The sequence below is a fragment of the Mesorhizobium sp. B2-1-8 genome (assembly GCF_006442545.2).
GTDB lineage: Bacteria > Pseudomonadota > Alphaproteobacteria > Rhizobiales > Rhizobiaceae > Mesorhizobium.
The window spans coordinates 3,158,703-3,177,026 of record NZ_CP083952.1 but is presented as its reverse complement, the minus strand read 5'-3'; the positions used below and the strand labels follow the sequence as shown (position 1 = coordinate 3,177,026).

General features: G+C 64.4%; 19 protein-coding genes. 12 read left to right on the top strand and 7 right to left on the bottom strand.

Annotation, left to right across the window (positions count from 1 at the left end; translation table 11 throughout):
* Nucleotides 1–29: 29 nt before the first annotated feature.
* On the top strand, nt 30–467 hold the full coding sequence (locus FJ970_RS15540; RefSeq protein WP_140758111.1) for a VOC family protein: 438 nt from the start codon (nt 30–32) through the stop codon (nt 465–467).
* A 152-nt stretch (nt 468–619) separates the two neighbouring features.
* Here the strand turns inward: FJ970_RS15540 and FJ970_RS15535 are convergent, their stop codons facing one another.
* Nucleotides 620–1,825, bottom strand: a complete 1,206-nt coding sequence (locus FJ970_RS15535) for a multidrug effflux MFS transporter (protein ID WP_140758112.1) — start codon at nt 1,823–1,825, stop codon at nt 620–622.
* 186 nt (nt 1,826–2,011) lie between these two features.
* On the opposite strand from FJ970_RS15535, the gene FJ970_RS15530 reads away from it, so the two are divergent.
* The 4 genes from FJ970_RS15530 to FJ970_RS15515 all read left to right on the top strand — a co-directional run bounded on the left by FJ970_RS15530 (nt 2,012) and on the right by FJ970_RS15515 (nt 3,854).
* On the top strand, nt 2,012–2,701 hold the full coding sequence (locus FJ970_RS15530) for a TetR/AcrR family transcriptional regulator (protein WP_140758113.1): 690 nt from the start codon (nt 2,012–2,014) through the stop codon (nt 2,699–2,701).
* Between the two features lie 146 nt (nt 2,702–2,847).
* Nucleotides 2,848–3,384, top strand: coding sequence for an SspB family protein (locus tag FJ970_RS15525; protein ID WP_140758114.1), 537 nt, complete (start codon nt 2,848–2,850; stop codon nt 3,382–3,384).
* A gap of 12 nt (nt 3,385–3,396) precedes the next feature.
* Nucleotides 3,397–3,630, top strand: coding sequence for a DUF4169 family protein (locus FJ970_RS15520; protein WP_140758115.1), 234 nt, complete (start codon nt 3,397–3,399; stop codon nt 3,628–3,630).
* The gene (locus FJ970_RS15515) at nt 3,627–3,854 is read left to right on the top strand and encodes a ribbon-helix-helix domain-containing protein (RefSeq protein WP_140758116.1); all 228 of its coding nucleotides are present in this window, start codon (nt 3,627–3,629) and stop codon (nt 3,852–3,854) included. Before FJ970_RS15520 ends, FJ970_RS15515 begins: the two co-directional genes overlap by 4 nt.
* Here FJ970_RS15515 and FJ970_RS15510 read toward each other — a convergent pair.
* Complete coding sequence (locus FJ970_RS15510; RefSeq protein ID WP_140758117.1) at nt 3,851–5,650, bottom strand: chloride channel protein; 1,800 nt, start codon at nt 5,648–5,650, stop codon at nt 3,851–3,853. The genes FJ970_RS15515 and FJ970_RS15510 overlap by 4 nt on opposite strands.
* 162 nt (nt 5,651–5,812) lie before the next feature.
* Between FJ970_RS15510 and FJ970_RS15505 the strand changes: the two genes are divergently transcribed.
* The 3 genes from FJ970_RS15505 (at nt 5,813) to FJ970_RS15495 (ending at nt 7,582) form a co-directional block, all read left to right on the top strand.
* Entirely contained in the window at nt 5,813–6,244 is a 432-nt protein-coding gene (locus FJ970_RS15505; RefSeq protein ID WP_181178468.1) for a MarR family winged helix-turn-helix transcriptional regulator, read from the top strand.
* Between the two features lie 105 nt (nt 6,245–6,349).
* A complete protein-coding gene (locus FJ970_RS15500) occupies nt 6,350–6,655 on the top strand; it encodes a hypothetical protein (RefSeq protein WP_140758118.1) in 306 nt (101 codons plus the stop codon).
* Nucleotides 6,656–6,688: 33 nt separating this feature from the next.
* The gene (locus FJ970_RS15495) at nt 6,689–7,582 is read left to right on the top strand and encodes a sigma-70 family RNA polymerase sigma factor (protein WP_140758119.1); all 894 of its coding nucleotides are present in this window, start codon (nt 6,689–6,691) and stop codon (nt 7,580–7,582) included.
* A gap of 19 nt (nt 7,583–7,601) precedes the next feature.
* Here the strand turns inward: FJ970_RS15495 and FJ970_RS15490 are convergent, their stop codons facing one another.
* Nucleotides 7,602–11,582: an AsmA family protein gene (locus FJ970_RS15490; protein ID WP_140758120.1), complete on the bottom strand. Its 3,981-nt coding sequence runs from the start codon at nt 11,580–11,582 to the stop codon at nt 7,602–7,604.
* Between the two features lie 133 nt (nt 11,583–11,715).
* Between FJ970_RS15490 and FJ970_RS15485 the strand changes: the two genes are divergently transcribed.
* Entirely contained in the window at nt 11,716–12,678 is a 963-nt protein-coding gene (locus FJ970_RS15485; RefSeq protein ID WP_140758121.1) for a Dyp-type peroxidase, read from the top strand.
* A 69-nt stretch (nt 12,679–12,747) separates the two neighbouring features.
* Here the strand turns inward: FJ970_RS15485 and FJ970_RS15480 are convergent, their stop codons facing one another.
* Nucleotides 12,748–13,266, bottom strand: a complete 519-nt coding sequence (locus tag FJ970_RS15480) for a hypothetical protein (protein WP_140758122.1) — start codon at nt 13,264–13,266, stop codon at nt 12,748–12,750.
* Between the two features lie 101 nt (nt 13,267–13,367).
* On the bottom strand, nt 13,368–14,783 hold the full coding sequence (locus FJ970_RS15475; RefSeq protein WP_140758123.1) for an FAD-binding oxidoreductase: 1,416 nt from the start codon (nt 14,781–14,783) through the stop codon (nt 13,368–13,370).
* A gap of 102 nt (nt 14,784–14,885) precedes the next feature.
* Here FJ970_RS15475 and FJ970_RS15470 point away from each other — a divergent pair, with 102 nt between their 5' ends.
* Entirely contained in the window at nt 14,886–15,371 is a 486-nt protein-coding gene (locus tag FJ970_RS15470) for a thioesterase family protein (protein WP_140758124.1), read from the top strand.
* 252 nt (nt 15,372–15,623) lie between these two features.
* Nucleotides 15,624–15,821, top strand: a complete 198-nt coding sequence (locus tag FJ970_RS15465) for a hypothetical protein (protein ID WP_140758125.1) — start codon at nt 15,624–15,626, stop codon at nt 15,819–15,821.
* A 102-nt stretch (nt 15,822–15,923) separates the two neighbouring features.
* Here the strand turns inward: FJ970_RS15465 and FJ970_RS15460 are convergent, their stop codons facing one another.
* Nucleotides 15,924–16,403, bottom strand: a complete 480-nt coding sequence (locus FJ970_RS15460) for an Lrp/AsnC family transcriptional regulator (RefSeq protein ID WP_140758126.1) — start codon at nt 16,401–16,403, stop codon at nt 15,924–15,926.
* Between the two features lie 89 nt (nt 16,404–16,492).
* Between FJ970_RS15460 and FJ970_RS15455 the strand changes: the two genes are divergently transcribed.
* Nucleotides 16,493–17,413: an EamA family transporter gene (locus FJ970_RS15455; RefSeq protein ID WP_140758127.1), complete on the top strand. Its 921-nt coding sequence runs from the start codon at nt 16,493–16,495 to the stop codon at nt 17,411–17,413.
* On the opposite strand, the gene FJ970_RS15450 is transcribed toward FJ970_RS15455, so the two are convergent.
* Nucleotides 17,410–18,309, bottom strand: coding sequence for a dienelactone hydrolase family protein (locus FJ970_RS15450; protein ID WP_140758128.1), 900 nt, complete (start codon nt 18,307–18,309; stop codon nt 17,410–17,412). The genes FJ970_RS15455 and FJ970_RS15450 overlap by 4 nt on opposite strands.
* Nucleotides 18,310–18,324 lie beyond the last annotated feature (15 nt).

Below are 18,324 nucleotides of genomic sequence, written 5' to 3'. Positions count from 1 at the left end.
ATTGAGCCGACATCTTGGAGATCGGACACATGGCGCTCAAGCGGATGGACAATGTGGGAATCGTCGTCGAAGACCTCGGAGCGGCGATCGATTTCTTTCGCGAACTCGGCCTCGAGTTCGAGGGGCGGGCCACGATCGAAGGAGAATGGGCCGGACGTGTCACCGGGCTGGGCGATCAGCATGCCGAGATTGCCATGATGCGCACACCCGACGGCCACAGCCGGCTGGAGCTCTCCCGCTTCCTCACGCCGCCTGTCGTCGCGGATCACCGGAACGCCCCGGTCAACGCCCTGGGCTACCTTCGCGTCATGTTCACCGTGGACGACATCGACGATACGCTTGAGAGGCTCCGCACGCACGGCGCGCAGCTCGTAGGCAAAGTGGTTCAGTACAAGGACGTGTATCGGCTCTGCTACATCCGTGGGCCCGAAGGGCTTCTCATCGGCCTCGCTCAGGAACTCAGCTGAGCGCCGTCAGCAGCCAAAGAGTAATCGTGAACCCCGGAGGCAAACGCCGGTTTTGTAATGGGTTAAGCGACTGCAGCTTGTGTCGCCCACTATGCCTCCGGCACAAAAAAGGCCGGGATCGACCCGGCCTTTCCTGGTTCATTGAGGATTTCCTATTCCGCCGGCGCCTCGACGGCTGCCCGCGAACGGCCGAGCGTGGCCTTGGCCAGTGCGAACGATATCACCGCGCACAGCGTGATGCCGGCGACCATCGGCAGCGGCGTGCCGTCGAAAAACACGCCGGCAACGCCCATGGCAAGTGCGCCGATGGCAAAGTGCAGTGTGCCCATCAGCGCCGACGCCGTGCCGGCGATCTCGCCATGCTCTTCCATGGCCAGCACCGACGTGGTCGGGATCACCAGGCCGAGGAAGCCGTAGCCGACGAACAGCAGCGCGGCCATCACGTCGAGCCGGTCGACACCCGTCGCCATGATGGCGAACAGCACAACCATCGTCGTGGCGTAGCCGGTCACCGCCACCCACACCACGCGCTTCAGCCCGAACCTTTCGGAAAGCAGGCCGGTCAGTTGCGACATACCGATGAAGGCAACCGCGTTGATCGAGAAGAACACGCTGTAGACCGAAGGCGACAGCCCGTAGTGGTCGATCAGGATGAAGGACGAACTCGACAGATAGACGAAGAAGCTCGCAATGCCGAAGCCGGCGATCGCCACCAGGCCAAGGAAATTCCGGTCGCCCATCAGGAAACGGTAGCCGGCAAGAGCGGTGCCGAAGGAGGACCCGACCCGTTCTTCCGCCGGCCGCGTCTCCTTGAGTGAGGTCGCGAGCAGGATGGTGGCAAGCACCGCCGCGCCGGTCACCGTCCAGAACACGGCGCGCCAGCCGAAATTCTCGATGATCTGGCTGCCGGTCAGCGGCGCCAGGATCGGCGACACCGAAAACACCAGCATCAGCAGCGACATCAGCTTGGCCGCCTCATTGCCGGTGTGCAGGTCGCGCACGATGGCGCGCGGAATGGCCATGCCGGCGCTGGCGCCAAGCCCCTGCAGGAAGCGGAAGGCGATCAGCCACTCGATGGTCGGCGCCATTGCCGAACCGATGCCACCGGCCATGAACAGCGCCAGGCCGCCATAGAGCGGCAGCTTGCGGCCGACCATGTCCGAGATCGGCCCGACGACGATCTGGCCGAAGCCCATCGACAGGAAGAAGATCAGAAGGCTCATCTGCACGGCGGCGGTGCCGGCATGCAGATCGGTGCCGATCGACGGCAGCGCGGGCAGATACATGTCGATGGCGAACGGGCCGATGGCGGACAACAGGCCGAGCACGACCGCGATGCGGAGGAATTTGGGACTCATGATATTGGCTTCTTTCGAATCTGGTTGCCGTCGCCAGGCGACGTCTGACCCCAGGACGTTCCATCCCGTGGAATTCCGACTCCTGGAGCGAATTTATTCGTCCCTCTGGAGCGAAATCCCCTTATGTCGCGTCCACAAATTTAGACAGCCTTGTCTAAATCGTCAATCACCTCTATATAGATTTTCATGAGACCGGGCGTTTCTCCTGACATTTTCCCGCCACGCGGCCATGAGGCCAAGCGTCTGTCGATCATCGACGCCGCCGCCGGTGTGTTCTGCCGCGAGGGCTTCGCCGGCGCCAATATCGACCTGATCGCGATTGAGGCGGGCGTGTCGCGCCAGACCGTCTACAACCACCATGGCGACAAGGAAAAACTGTTCATCGCCGTCGTGCGCGACCTGACCGAGCGCTGCAACGCCGGCATTTTCGCCACCATCGCCACCTTCCCCGATCAGCCCGGCGATCTTGAAGCGGACCTGATCGGTTTTGCCGTGCGCCTGAACCAGAACTGCATCTGCAATCGCGACGGAAAGTTCCTGCGCAAGCTGATCCAGACCGAGGGCGAGCGCTATCCCGAACTCTTTGCCGAATGGCGCGAACAGGGCCCGGGCCGGACATGGCCGGCAATCGCTGCCCGCTTCGCCCGCCTCGCCTATGGCGGCCACCTCACGATCGACGATCCCGACGTCGCGGCACGCCAGTTCCTTGGCCTCGTCAATGCCGAATTGCAGACCACCTTCATGCTTGGCGGCACGCCGCGCGAGGACGAGGTGGTGCAATCGGCAACCAACGGCGTGCGCACCTTCCTGCGCGCCTTCGGCAAGCGCCCTTCCCCGGCCAGCGCGAAAAAACACACTGCGCTGGCTAACGCATGACATTTGCGGTTGCGGCGAAGCCGCCTTGCCGATCAAATCGTTGGCAATAGTCCTCGCTTCGGCGCGGCGGCGGTCTATATCAGGTTTACGCCGCGCTCAAGCTTGATTACAGCTATGCGGACGATTCAACGGAACCCGACCAACTCATGGCCGACGACCACATCCGCTACGACATTCTGGCCCAGGAGGCGTTGCGCGGCGTCATGCGCAAGGTCCTGGCCGAGGTCGCGCGCACCGGCCTCCCCGGCAACCATCATTTCTTCATCACCTTCCTGACCGGCGCGCCGGGCGTGCGCGTGTCGTCGCGCCTGCGGGAGCGCTATCCCGAGCAGATGACCATCGTCATCCAGTTCCAGTATTGGGACCTGAAGGTGACGGACACTGGGTTCGAGGTCGGTCTCTCTTTCTCCGACGTGCCGGAGAAACTCGAGATCCCGTTCTCGGCCGTGCGCGGTTTCTACGATCCTTCGGTCAATTTCGAACTCGAATTCGACGTCAAGACCGATGCGCAGCCCGACGAGGAACCGGCAGCACCGGCGCCCGAGCCGCTGACCATCGTCTCCGAGAAGAAGCCGAAGGCCGAGAAGAAGGCCGCAGCCGAAGCGGAGAAGAAGCCCGCCCCTGCCGATGCCGGCGCCAAGGGCGCAGAAGTGGTCTCGCTCGACGCCTTCCGCAAGAAATAGGCTTCGCGGTCCGTGGCCGACATCGTCAATCTCCGCCAGGCTCGCAAGCAGAAGGCGCGGGACGACAAGGAACAAGCGGCCAGCCAGAATCGTGCCTTGCACGGCCGCACCAAGGCCGAAAAGCAGCGCGACCGCCTGATCGCCGACAGGAGCGAAAAATTCGTCGCGGGCCATCACCGCGAAAAGCCCGGCGAACCTTGCGACCCCAGCCAATCTGACGATCCCAGCCAACCAGACGGTCAATGAGCGCCGTCGAAAAACGCTCGGTGACCATTCGCGGCCATCGCACCAGCTATTCCCTCGAAAAGCCCTTCTATGACGATCTCGTCGCCATCGCAGCGGCGAGAAAGCTGACGCTCGCCGCCCTCGTTGCCGAAGTCGACGAGATCCGGCCGCGCGACACCAACCTGTCCTCGGCGCTGAGGCTCCATGTCCTGGAGTGGGCGAAGCGCGGCGCCGGCAATACTTAAGACGAAACCGTGCCTTCCTCACTCTTGCGTCTGGTGCCGAAGCCGAGCAAGGTCGAACGCTCGCGCTCCTCGGCCTGCTTGCGCGAGCGCACGCGCATCAGATCCTTCCAGCCGACATAGCCGACCAGTCTTCCATCCTCACGCGCCACGACCGGCAGATGCGATACATTGGCCGTCAACAGTTTGTCCGACAGGCCTTCCAGATATTCGTCGGGATAGGCCAGCGTCACCTTGCTTCCGGCCAGCAGTTCGCCGAGCGTCGTCGTCCGGTGCTTGCCGGCACGGCGCCAGCGCAGGATCGCCGGCGGATCGATAAGACCGAGCACCTGCCTGTTTTCATCGACCACGGGAAAACTCGGATGCCGGGTTTCCGGCGCGGTCAGGAAGGCGGCCGCGCCATGCAGCGTCATCGTCGTCGGCACGCTCTCGACGTCCGACGTCATCACCTCGCGCACCCTGGTGAGCGCGAATGGGTCGACGCGATATTCGCGAACCAGATGATGTCCCCGTCTGGCGATCTTCTCGGTCAGGATCGAACGCTTCATCAACAATACGGTGACCGCATGCGCCGCCGCACAAGCCGCGATCAGCGGCACCAGCACATGCGTGTTTCCGGTCAGCTCGACTGCGAAGAAAGTGGCCGTCAGCGGCGCGCGCATCGTGCCGCCCATGGTGGCGGCCATGGCCAGCAGCGCCCAGAAGCCCGGGTCCGCCGCCGGCAGGATTCCGGCAAGCACCGCGCCCATTGCGCCACCCATGATCAGCAGCGGCGCCAGCACGCCGCCCGAGGTTCCCGAGCCGAGCGCCACCGACCAGATGATGGCTTTGACCACCAGCAGCAGCAGTGCCGCGGTGGCGATCGTGCGGCCGTCCAGCATGTCGGCGATGTTGTCATAGCCAACGCCGAGCGCCCGCGGGTCGATCAAGCCGCCGATGCCGACCACCAGGCCGCCGAGCATCGGCCACCACATCCAGTGGATCGGCAGCTTCTGGAAGCCGTCCTCGCAGGCATAGACCATCTGCGTCAGCAGTCCCGACAAAAGACCTGCGCAGATGCCGATCAGCACCCAGCCGCCAAGGCCGAGGAAAGAAATCGCCATGCTGCCCTGGAACGGAAAGATCGGCCCCGGCATGTGCAGCATCGTGCGCTCCACCTCCGCCACGATGGCCGCCACCGCCACGGGAATGAAGCTGCGTGGCGTCCATTCGAACAAAAGCAGTTCCACCGCCAGCATGATGGCGGCGATCGGCGTGCCGAACACGGTGGTCATGCCGGCCGCCGCCCCCGCGACCAACAGTGTCTTGCGCTCGTTGTCGCTGACCGGCAGCATCTGCGCGATCAGCGAGCCGATGGCACCGCCGGTCATGATGATCGGCCCCTCGGCGCCGAACGGCCCGCCGGAGCCGATCGAGATCGCCGACGACAGCGGCTTCAGGATTGCCACCTTGGCGTCCAGTCTGGAACGCCCGAGCAGGATCGCCTCGATGGCCTCGGGAATGCCGTGGCCGCGGATCTTCTCGCTGCCATAGCGCGCCATCAGGCCGATGATCAGCGCGCCGACGACCGGAACGATGACAGCGGCAAGCCCGAGCGGCGTATCCTGCAGCTTCAGCTCGGCGAGCGAGAACTGACCGAAATAGGCGATGTTGGTGGCCAGCCGGATCAGCTTCAGAAGCACGATGCCGGCAAACAGCCCGGCGGTCGCCACCACCACCGCTATCGCGGCGACGAGCAACACTCGGGCATCCGTGGTGAAATCCCTGAGATGACCGGGATTGGAGTTGTGGGTCTTCATGGTGGCTTTGCTTCCTGGCGGTGGCCGTGTCTGGTTCAGCGGCACGGTCGAAGTGGCCAGCCGGATGTCGGTCGGCTATGTATCGTAACACGATATATCTGTTCAAGCCGGTTACTCGAAATTTCGTTTGAGCTTTCACCGGAAAACGAAGACATCTCCGATATGAAGCAGCCGCCCAAGACACCACGCCCCACCATCAGGCAATCCGACTACCAGCGGCTGTCCGAGTTCCGCTACCTGATCCGCCGCTTCCTCGAATTCAGCCAGGTGCAGGCCGAGGACGCCGGCCTGACCCCGCGCCAGCACCAGGCACTGCTGGCGATCAGGGGATTTCCCGGCGGCGGGCCGGTGACGGTCGGCGACCTGGCGGAACGCCTGCGCATCCGCCACCACAGCGCCGTCGAACTGGTCAACCGCCTCGGCGAGGCGGGATTGGTCGTGCGCGACCAGGACAAGGACGACCACCGCCGCGTGCTGCTGCGGCTGACCGAGCGCGCCGACGATTGCCTTGCCGAATTGTCCGCCGCGCATCTCGACGAGCTCTCGCGCATAGAACCCATGCTGCGGCGCCTGCTCGATCGGGGCCAAGACTGACGCCCGGCGTCCGTGCGGGCCGATATCGAACAATTTATTCGGAATCCGAATCCTTTGGCCTGGCCGCGGCGTCTTGGACACGCGATAGCCAAAGGAGCCGATGCGATGAAACACCATCTGATACGCTACAAGACGAAGCCGGACCGGGCCGACGAGAACGAGCGCCTGGTCAAGGCTGTGTTCGAGGAACTGCGCGGCAAATCGCCGGAAGGCGTTCGCTACATGACCTGGCGCTCCGGCGACGGCACTTTCGTCCATCTCGTCGAGATCGAAACCGACGAGCATGCCGACATCATCACAGGACTTGCCGCTTTCGAGGCCTTCCAAAATGGCATCAGGGATCGCTGCATCGACCCTCCGCATCGTGACGTGATGACGGTTGTGGGCCATTATCGGATGCTGGATGAGTAGCCTGGATAGAACCACGCCAAGAACGGCCGCAGCATGAACAGTCAAGGCGAAATCCGCGAGCCTTTCGACCGCTTGTTCGGCGAATTGCGCCCCAAGCTGCATCGCTACTGCGCCCGCATGACAGGTTCGGTCGTCGATGGCGAGGACGTCTTGCAGGAGGCCTTGGCCAAGGCATTCGAGGCCTTGCCCGGCGCCGGGCCGATCGCCAATCCCGAAGGCTGGCTGTTTCGCATCGCCCACAATGCGGCGCTCGATTTCCTGCGCCGCCGCGCCCGTGAGAAGACTTTCTCCGACGAGGAGCCGGACATGATCGCCGACCCGGCAAATTCCATCGCCGCCCGGCAGGCCGCGGCAGCCGGATTGCACAGTTTCATGCGCCTTCCCGTCGCGCAACGAAGCAGCGTCATCATGATGGATGTCCTGGGCTATTCGCTGCAGGAGATCAGCACCACGCTCGACACCAGCATCCCCGCGATCAAGGCCGCGCTGCATCGTGGCCGTGGCCGGTTGCGTGAAATCGCCGAGGAACAGGACGATCGTCCTGTTCCTCGGCTGAGTGCATCGGAGCGCCTGTTGCTCGACGCCTATGTCGATCGCTTCAACGCCCGCGATTTCGACGCCGTGCGGGACATGCTGGCCGATGAAGTGCGGCTGGAACTGGTGGCCAGGGCAAGGCTGAACGGTCGCAAGGAGGTGGCCACCTATTTCGGCAATTATTCGCGGGTGCAGGACTGGCATTTCCAGCCTGGTTTCGTCGAAGGCCGTCCGGCAATCCTCGTGCGCGATCCCAACGACCCGAAGGCTGCGCCGACATACTTCATCCTGCTGGGTTGGCAGGGCGGCAAGCTTGCCACCATCCGCGACTTCCGCCACGCCAGATACGTCGCTGACGGCGCCGAAACGTTCGAGACGATGCCTCTCGGGTGAGCAGCCGGACAGCGCGGCCCTATTGCAGCGACTTCAACAGGTTGTCGACCGTGAATGGATTGGCTTTCGGCTTGGCCGGAGACGGATTGTCGTTGGCGGGCACGCGCTCGGCCTTGGGCGCCTGTTCCGCCGCCTTGCGCTCGGCTTCGAGCCTGGCTTTTTCCTGGGAGGCAATGCGCATCGCCTCCTCCGCCTTCTGACGCTCCTGCTCGGCCTGCGCCTTGGCCGCCTCGTCCGCCGCCTGCTGTTCCGCTGCAGCCTTGGCATCGGCATCGGCCTTGGCTTTCGCTTCTGCATCCGCCTTGGCTTTCGCTTCCGCGTCGGCCTTCGCCTTGGCATCCGCTTCAGCCTGGGCCTGAGCGTCGGCTTCCGCTTTCGCCTTGGCGTCGGCCTCTGCTTTCAGGCGCGCCGCTTCCTCCTGTTGGCGCAGTTCCTCAGCGGCCTTGTCGCGGGCATCCTGGAGTGCCGCGTAGTAGCGCACCTCGCGCCGCAGCCGCTGTTTCTCCAGCAGCGCGGCCTGCATCGCCTCGACGCGTTGCTGTTCTTTTTCCAGCGCGCGCTGGGTCAGGAACTGCGCCAGCGGCTCGCTGTCGAACTGCCGTTTCACGGCGCCGAACGGGCCCTCCGCGGTGAAATTCACGACCGGCTCGGAGCCGACCAGCGCCGCGTCGCCGGGCCGATAGGTGACCGCGCCCTTGGCCGAAACCGTGCTGGCATTGAGGTCGGCCGTGATGTCGGCCGACAAGGTCGCCGCCGGATTTTCAAGGCTGATCGGCGGCGCCCTGAGCGTGCCGCCGGCAATCGTGAAGGCGACCTCGGCGTCTTTTGCGGCGAAGCTGCCGGCGGCGGCGATGCCAGGCGCGAAGCTGGCCGTCTTGGCGGCGTCGATATCGCGGCCGATCGCATCCGCCTTGGCGAGGAACGCGGCGAACGCGTCAGGATTGACGCCGGCGATCTGCAAGCCCTTCAGCGTCGCCGTGCCGGATCCCGACAGAGCGGCAATCATCGCATCGACCGACTTGCCGCTGGTCGACAGCGTCGTCGAGAAATCGCCGCTGCCGCCGATGCCCGCGTTCGGCAACACATCAGCCAGATCGGCACCCGCCAGTTTCATCTGTCCGGTGAGAAGCCCGGTGCCGTCATTGTTCTTCAATTCGAACAGGCCAGAGAGCGCCCCGCCGAGGAACTTGGCTTTGAGATCGGCGACCCGAATGCCTTCCGGGTCGAGCTTGAGCGAGAAGGCCGCATCATAAGCGGTGGCCAACGGGCCGGCGGCCAGCGAAGCCGTGGTCAGGTCGAGATCGGCAGTGAACGGCAGGCTGGACTTCTGGCTGAACGGCGCCGACGGCCACGCACCTGCCTTCTCACTCTTGTCGGCCCCATTCTTGTCCATGAGAAAAGCGGAATCGCCAAACAGCGCCACCGCCATCGGATCGAGGTCGAGTTCGTCGAGCGCCAGTGCGCCGGCCAGATGCGGCACGCCGTCCTTGCCGTCGACCCCTTGCTTGACATCGAGGTTGATGTCGCCCGACACAGCCGCCTCGTTGATGGCGCCGCTGAGCCCGGAGAGCACCAGCAGGCCGTTGCCGTAATCGGCCTGCGCGGCCAGCGATGTCGACATGCCGGCGCCCATGCCGGGCAGGCCGATTCCCGTCGTCATTAGCCACGGCTCGATGTCGGACGCGTCGAGATTGACCTTGCCCTTGGCCGTCGGACCTTGCGGCGTGTCTGCGACCGTTCCCTCGAAGCCGGCCTTGAAGTCGTTGCCGGCAAGGCTGAAGGTCGTCGCCAGGCCGCCGCCAAACGTGCCCTTGGCCTGGATATCGGTGCTTGCTTCGCCCAGCATGCCGAGCGGCAGCGCCGGCAGGCCGTAGAGCGCCAGCAAGGCGGTCGCGTCCGGGTTCCTGGCATTGAAAGTCAGTGTCACCGGCGCGTCGGCGAGCTTGTCCACCGCGCCCCTTCCCGACAGCGACGCCGAAAACGCCGAGCCGCCGGCCTTGCCTTGGCCGCTCACCGCCAGGCCCGTGGTGCCGTCGCCATTGTCGGCGGCACTGGCCACGAGGTCGATGCGCGCATCCTGGAACAGGTCGGGATAAGCGGCGGCGCGGCCCGCGAGCCCCTTCAGCACGGCATTGTCAGGATAATGCTGCGCGGCGACGTCGATCAGCGGTTTGAGGTCGACCGCGACAACGGACGCATCGAGCTTGCCGGTCGGGCTCGCCGGGAAATCCTTGATCCGGCCGGTGGCGCTGATCGAGGCGCCGGCCAGTCCGCCGACCGACAGCCGGTCGATTTCGAGCAGCCCGTTCCGCAGCCTGAGCGCGGTATCGACGGTATCGGCGGTCAAGCCACCGGCGCTGACCGGGCCGGCCTTGATCTGGAAATCGAGGTCGCTGTTGGCAAAGCGGTTGGCGCCCTTGTCGCTGACGAAGATCGAGGCGAAGGCCGCCAGCCCGTCGACATCGAGGTCACCGCCCTCGAGCCGCATCAGCACCGAGGGCTTTGCGTCCTCAGGCTGGCTGGAATCGATGCGGCCGGAAAACTTCGCCTTGCCCAGGATCAATTCGAGGTCGCTGAAGGACTGATGGTTTTCGGAGAGATCGACCTTGGCCTTGAAGCCTGCGGCAGGCAGACGGCGGATCGCCTCGTCGACATCCTTCGACAGCCACGCCGCAAAACCCGAAGGTTGCGCCACGGCCAGCAGCAACGAGCCGGTGAAGCCGAAACGGCCCTGCACGTTGAGCATGACCTTGCCGTCGGCCTCCAGTTTGGTGCGGCCCGGCAAGGTCGCGGCCAGCGATTTCACCGACCAGCCGTCACCGACCGGCTCGGCCGAAAGATGAACATCGCGCACCGTCGTGTCGCCGGCCACCACCGCTGGCAGCTTGACCTCGACCGTGCCGGGAATGGTCGGCTTCGGCAGATCGAGCAGCGCCTGTTCGAGCCCGGCGATACGCTGGTCGAGCGTCAGGCCGGCGCCGGCCGGCGCACCCACCGCCTCGTCGAATTGCACCTGTGCGCCGTTGGCCTCGATGGCGAAGCTCGGTTTCTGGCCGAGATCGATCGAAGCCTTGCCGTCGGCGGTGTAGGGATTGTCGAGCGGACCGGTCTCGAAACGGAATTCATCGACGCCAAGCTTGTGGTGGTCGAGCGAGAACTTGCCGTTCAGCCGGAAACCCGGATCGGGCTTGCCGGCGCTGACCTTGACCGTCTCGCCATCCGTGCCGCGCAACTCGGCTGAATTCTTGTTGGCACTATCCTTGTCGGCACCCGAAATCTTGAACTGGCCGGAATAGACGGCGGCACCGTTGACGATGCCGGCATTGCCGTCGGTCTCGATGACCAGTGGATAGGCATCGGGGTCCGCCTTCACCCGCAACCGCATCTGCCCGGAGGGTTCGGCCTTGCCGGTCGACGCCGCGACCGTCGTCCGCAACCCGTCCAGCCGCAACGTGCCGTCCATGCGCCACGGACCGGCCAGCGACTTGGCTGAAATGGTCGAGTTGATCTCGGAAAAGATGTGGCTACGGCCGCCGGCGGCATGGCGCAGTTCGACCTGCCCTTCCGTCACCGACAGCTTCTCGATCGAGATCTGGCTGGGGTCGAAGGGCGAGGATGGGCGCATCGCCCAGTCGACGGTACCATTGGCGGCGATATCTATGGTCGCCTTCGGTCGCACCAGCCGCATGTCGAAGATCAGCACTTCGCCGCGCAGAAAGGGCGCCAGTTCGGCATCCATCGAAAACGTCTCGACGGTCATGGCCGGCTGGCCGTCGGGACCACCGGCGACGGCGACGTTTGAAAAGGTTACCGAGGGAAACGGCAACAGCCTTGCCGTGGCGTCGCCCCGTACGGTCACCTTGCGGCCGAGGATGGCGCTTGCCTCGCGCTCGAACTCGGCGCGGTAGCCGGTCCAGTCGACGAAATACGGCACCACCAGCGCCGCAAGCAGCACCAGCACGAACAGGCCACCGAATATCACGAACAGGCGTGCGAGCATCAGCTCCGAACAGGTTGATTGAATTCTTGCCGCACTCTACCCGCATCCGCGTGTCGATAAAGAGGCAATTCATCCGGTGTTGCCTGATGTCGGACGATCTGAAACAAATCCGTGAACAAGCGGAGATTCTTGGATGTCGGGCAAGAACTGGGATCGCGTGCCGATCGATGCGCAGAGTGTCGATGCCCCGCTGTCGCAGTCGGCGATTTTCCTTGTCGTCACCGTCGCCGACGAACAGCCGGCCCTGGCCAGGGTGTGTTCCGTGCTCGGCGAGCTCGACGATCTGGTCAAGACTGTCGGATTCCGCGACCTTGGCGGCCGCTTGTCCTGCATCGCCGGTATCGGCAGCGATCTCTGGGACCGGCTCAGCCCCGGCCGCCGGCCGCTGGAGTTGAAGCCGTTCGCGCCGATCAAGGGCGCGGTCCATTCGGCGCCAACGACACCGGGCGACCTGCTCTTCCACATCCGCTCCGAGCGGCCCGACATGTGCTTCGAATTCGAACGCATCCTTCTCGACAGGCTTGGTCCCGGTGTGAGCGTCGTCGACGAAGTGACGGGCTTTCGTTATTTCGATGCCCGCGACCTGCTCGGTTTTGTCGACGGCACCGCCAACCCGGCCGGCCTCGATTTGCCCGCCTCGGCGCGGGTCGGTGACGAGGATCCCGACTTTGCCGGCGGCAGTTATGTCGTGGTCCAGAAATACCTGCACGATCTCAAGGCCTGGGCGCGCATTCCGACGACCGAGCAGGAGGCGATCATCGGCCGCACCAAGATCGACAACATCGAAATCGACGATGACGACGCGCCCCGCAAATCGCACAAGTCACTGGCAACCATCGAGGATGCCGACGGCAACGAATACGATATATTGCGCGACAACATGCCGTTCGGCAGGCCAGGGCAGAACGAGTTCGGCACCTACTTCATCGGCTACAGCAGATATCTCTGGGTCACCGAAAAGATGCTGCAGCGCATGTATGTGGGCGATCCGCCCGGCGCCTACGACCGGCTGCTCGATGTCTCGACGCCGCACACCGGCACGACCTTCTTCGCCCCGACCCGCCCCATGCTGCAGACGCTTGTGCAGGCGAAGTAAGAGACGCTTGTCACTGCACGGTAGAGCAGCGGCTGGCGGCCTCTATCCGCTGCCCCAACCGCGCGGCCCTCAACGTGCGTCGCGTTTCGCCTGCGCCACTTTGGCCGCCTTGCGCTGCCGGCCGAGTTCCGCCGGTCTAACCAGACTTGGAACCTTCTGGTTGGCCACGGCCCGCATGCCCTTGTGGGCGGTGCGCGAATTGTGCGTGGCGCCGTCCGGAGCTTTCTGCTTCAAGGCCAGCGCCTTGCGCGCATTGTCGATCAGCGAAATGCGGGCCGCCAGCTGGCGGCGCCGTTCGGCCTCGCCGTTCAGCCGCCGCATCGCCATCGCCAGCACCGCGAGCTTCACTTGTGAACCGCCATCGGCCTTCGAGGGTGCGGCGCCCTTTGCCGAGCCCTTGCCGCGTATCTCGCGCCGCCGACGATGTGCTTCGGTCTGCGCCTTGTCGCGCCGCTCCCGCAACAGCTTGACCAGGCCGGAGAGGTCGGAGTCGGAAAGCTCCTGCACCGCCGGATGGTGCGATTTCTCCACCATCTCGTGTTCGTCGGCGCTCAGCGCGCGCGCTTCTTCCTTGCGTGAAATGGCCATGACAGTCCTCCTCAGCCGGCACGCCTGTCTTTCCAGGCTTGCCGGCTGAGGAGCCTCGACCCGAATGGCCGCGCGGTCAAGACGCGCTCTTCACGACGCCCTTAGCCCGCGTCAGGCAGGATCTTGCCCGGATTCATGATGTTTTGCGGATCGAGCGCCTGTTTGATGGTCCGCATGATGTCGACGCCGTGGCCGAGTTCATGGCGCAGGAAGCCGATCTTGCCCTGACCGATGCCGTGCTCGCCGGTGCAGGTGCCCTCCATGGCGATCGCGCGCATGTTGAGCCGCGCGACGAATGTCTCCGACAGAGCGATCTCCTGGGGATCGTTGACGTCCATCAGCACCAGCACGTGGAAATTGCCATCGCCCGCATGGCCGACGATCGGCGCGATCAGCCCCATCTCGGCGATGTCGGCTTCGGTTTCGGTGACGCATTCGGCAAAGCGCGAGATCGGCACGCAGACATCGGTCGACAGGCCCTTGGCGCCCGGCCGCAAGGTCAGCGACGCCCAGTAGGCGTCGTGCCTGGCCTTCCACAGTTTGGTGCGCTCCTCGGCGACGCTGGTCCACAGGAACGGCCCGCCACCATTTTCTTCCGCGATCATGCCGAAGGTCTCGGCCTGCTCGGCAACGCCGGCGTCGCTGCCGTGGAACTCGACGAACAGACATGGGCTCTCGGGATAGTCGAGCTTGGAATAAGTCTTCATCGCCCGCATCTGCAGCGCATTGACGAGTTCGATGCGCGCCACCGGAATGCCCATCTGGATCGTCGCGATGACGGCGTTGCAGGCCGCCTCGACGCTCGGGAACGGGCAGACGCCGCCCGAGATCGCCTGCGGAATACCTTGCAGCTTCAAAGTCAGCGCGGTGATGATGCCGAGCGTGCCCTCGGAGCCCACGAGCAGCCGTGTCAGGTCGTAGCCAGCGGAACTCTTCTTCGCCCGTTTGCCTGTCGTAACCGTCTCGCCGTCGGCCATGACGGCCGTCAGCGACAGCACGTTCTCGCGCATCGTCCCGTAGCGCACGGCATTGGTGCCGGACGCCCGCGTCGCCGCCATGCCGCCGAGCGAGGCATTGGCGCCCGGATCGATCGGGAAGAACAGCCCGGTGTCGCGCAGATGCCGGTTCAGGTCCTCGCGCGTCACGCCGGGTTCGACGGTGCAGTCGAGATCCTGCGGGTTGACCGAAAGAATGCGGTTCATCCGCGACGTATCGACCGAGATGCCGCCGCCCGGCGCATTGGTGTGGCCTTCGAGCGACGAGCCGACGCCGAACGCGATCACCGGCACGCGATGCGCGGCGCAGGCACGCACGATCTCCTGCACCTCGGCCGTCGTCTCCGGGAAGGCAACGCCGTCGGGCGCCTGCGTCGGAATGTAGGTCGTCGTATGCGCGTGCTGCGAGCGGATGGCCTGTCCGGTCTGGAAGTGCTCGCCCAGCCGCTGCTTGAGGATGCCGAGCACCGCCGCGATGCCTTCCTCGTTGCGTTCGACCGGATTGAGGTCGCTCAGAGCCATGAATTCCTCCGCGAATGGACCAGCATGCATGCTTGTTATGCGATTATGGATGCGTAGTCTCACCGGCTACGCTCTGTCCAGCACCAGAACAAGGAAGTTTCGATGTCCATCCCCGCCCCCTTCGTCTCCAGGTCCATGGACATCGAGAAGGACTGGATCGACTATAACGGCCATCTCAACATGGCTTTTTACAACGTGCTGTTCGACCGCTGCTCGGACGAGGCCTTCGAGGCGATGGGCATGGGGCTGGACTATGTGAAAGAGCGGCGGCTCACCATTTACACCGCCGAAGTCCATGTCTGCTACGTGCAGGAGCTGCATCTTGACCACAAGGTCACGGTCTCCTTCCAGCTCATCGATCATGACGAGAAGCGGCTGCGGGCCTATCAGGAAATCCGCCATGTCGATGGCTGGCTCGCCGCCACTTCGGAGACCCTGTCCCTGCATGTCGACATGTCGGGGCCGAAGGTGGCGCCCTTCCCGGCCGATGTGCTGGCCAGGATCGAAGCCATGCGCGCCGCCCATTCGGCGCTTCCAATGCCCGAACGCGCGGGCCGCTCGATCGGGATCAAGCGCAAACAGGGCTGAGCCGGCATCCATCTCGCCCCTCGGCGCGGAGACCGGGCTGGCCTCAAAGCCACACCCGAAACTCAAAATCGCAGAACCTCCGATATCCGCCGGCACCTGCGCTTGAAGCGGGTTCGCGCCGGCATTAACCTTACCGAGGTTTTAACGGGAACAAGCCATTTGAGCCGTTGAACGACTCAGCGGAGCGGTTGAAAACGTCCGCACAGGGGTTGTTTTACGGGCGGCGAGGCGAAGCCGGTTCGAGGAACGTGCATGAAAACCGACATCAAGATCGAGGTGGACAGGCTGGCGGCCGATCCGCGCATATCAGACTATGATTTCTGGCGTTCGCTCAAGAATGTCGACAACGAGATCTTTCACATCGCCAACAACAACGAACCGATTCCGTTCGACATGATTCGCTGGCGCAGCATCCTGAAGCGCGCCCGCCTGAAGCGCGGCCACGCGTGAGGCTGGCGATTTCGATCGCCATCTGGCGCCGACATATTTCTCGTGGATTGGCGCCGCCCCTCATGAGGGGCAGGCGCGACGTTTCAAGCAACATCTCACGGATCAAACCTGCCGCCTGATCGCCGCCAGCGGCGAGCGCGCGATCACCGGCGACGACTGGATGATCGCCGTGTTGGTCATCGCATGGGGGATGATGCGGTCGATCACCCGTTCGAGTTCGGCCACCGAACCGACATGCGCCAGCGCGATGAAACAATCCTCGCCGGTGACCCGGTCGCATTGCGCGATTTCGGGCAGATCGCGGATGATCTCGGCCACGACGGCCAATTGCCCCGGCACCGGCCGGATGCGCAGCCATGCCGATAGTTTCAGGCCAAGCGCCGCGGGATTGATCTTGACGCAATAGGCTTCGATCACGCCGTTTTCCTGCAGCCGCTTGATGCGCTCGGCCACACTCGGCGCCGACAGGCCGACCGAGCGCGCCAGCTCCGCCGTGCTGATGCGCGCGTCCTCTTCCAGGAGGCGCAATATCTTCATGTCGGCCGCGTCAAGATCGGCATTTTCGGTTCGAAGGCGTTTCACGGAAACCTCCTTGCTTCCGGAACAGAAGTGGCCTGATATGCCACTCATCATCCATATGAACCGGAGAGATCGGCTGCGATACTGATCCAATGGATGACCAGACGCAAGTCCCACCTGCCGGTCCCGGCGCCACCAGGCCTGCCCTTGTCGGCCCCGACAGCCTGGCGACCAGGCTGCCGCCGCATCTTTGGTTCGCGGTCAGCGCGGTCTTCCACTATCTCGGGCCGGCTTTCGCCGTGCTGCTTTTCCCGCATGTCGGCGTGCTCGGCATGGCGTGGCTGCGCATTGCCACCGCAGCGCTGATCTTCGCGCCGCTGACCCGCCCTTGGCGAACCTTCGCTCGCGCCGAATCCCGGACGCGGCTCCTGCTCATCGTCTTCGGCACTTGCTTGGCGGTGATGAACTGCTCGTTCTACCTGGCGCTCGACCGCCTGCCGATCTCGCTGGTGGCCGCGATCGAATTCGTCGGCACCATCGCCATTGCGCTGGTCGGCCTCAGGACCGCCCGCAATCTGGCCGCTCTCGCCATCGCCGTCATGGGAACCTTGCTGTTGATTGACGTGAAGTGGTCAAGCGACCCGGTCGGGCTGTTCTGGGCCTTCCTCAACGGCACGCTCTTTATCGGATACATCGTGCTTGGCCACCGTGTCGCCCGCGCGGGCGCCGGCGACGGGATCGCCGGCCTGGGGGCTGCCATGGCGGTCGCCTTCGTCGTCGTGCTCCCGATCGGTGTCAGCGACGCGCTGCCCGCCTTTTTCTCGCCGCCACTGCTCATCGCGGCCATCGGCGTCGGCATCTGTTCTTCGGTCATACCGTATGTCTGCGATCAACTCGCCATGTCTCGGTTGCCGCGCTCGAGTTTCGCAATAATGCTGTCGCTGCTACCGGTCACCGCGACGCTGATCGGCGTGGTCGTGCTGCGCCAGATTCCAAGCCTCGGCGATTGCCTCGGCGTCGCGCTGGTCGTGGCTGGTGTTGCCTTCCACAAACCGGTGGCCGATCGCGCCTAGGCCAGCTTCTGCTTGAGGAAGGCGATCGTCCTGCCCCAGGCGAGATCGGCCGCCTCCTTGTCGTAGCGCGCCGCCGAGGTGTCGTTGTTGAAGGCATGGTTGGCGCCCTCATAGACATAGACCGTGTATTCGACATGCGCGGCGTCGAGCTCTTTCTTGAAGGAGTCGATGCCGGCATTGGTGCGCGTGTCGAGCCCGGCATAATGCAGCAACAGCGCAGCCTTGATCTTCGGGACGTCGGCGGCCTTCGGCTGCATGCCGTAATAGGCGACGCTGGCTGCGAGGTCGGGCGCATTGACGGCCAGCATGTTGGCCGTGCCGCCGCCCCAGCAGAAGCCGATGGCGCCGACCTTGCCATTGCCGTCCTTGTCGGCCTTGAGAAAGGCGACCGTCGCCACGCCATTGGCCACGGTCTGCGTCGGGTCGAGTTTCCCGAACATGTCGCGCGCCTTGTCCTCATCAGTGGGCGTGCCGCCGAGCGGCGACAGGAAATCGGGCGCGAGCGCCACGAAGCCCTCCAGCGCCACGCGCCGGGCGACGTCGCGGATATGCGGGTTGAGCCCCCTGTTTTCATGGATGACGATGACGGTGCCGAGCTTGCCGGTCTGGTTCGCCGGTTTGACCAGATACCCCTTCATCTCGCCGCCGCTGCCGGGATAGGTGATGTCCTCGCCTTTCACGCGGGGATCGTTTTCGGCCACGATCGCCGCCTGGGCGGAGTTCGCCGCCAGCATCGGCGCGATCGCGGCCGCTGCCGCGCTTGATCCGGCAAGCCTGGTCAACTGCCCCATGAAGCGGCGGCGGTCCAGGGTCAGATGCGTGTATTCGTCATAGGCGTCGATCATCGCCTGGGTGATGACAGGCTGGGCGGGTGTCGCGACGGCTGATTTCGACATGGTACATTTCCTCGG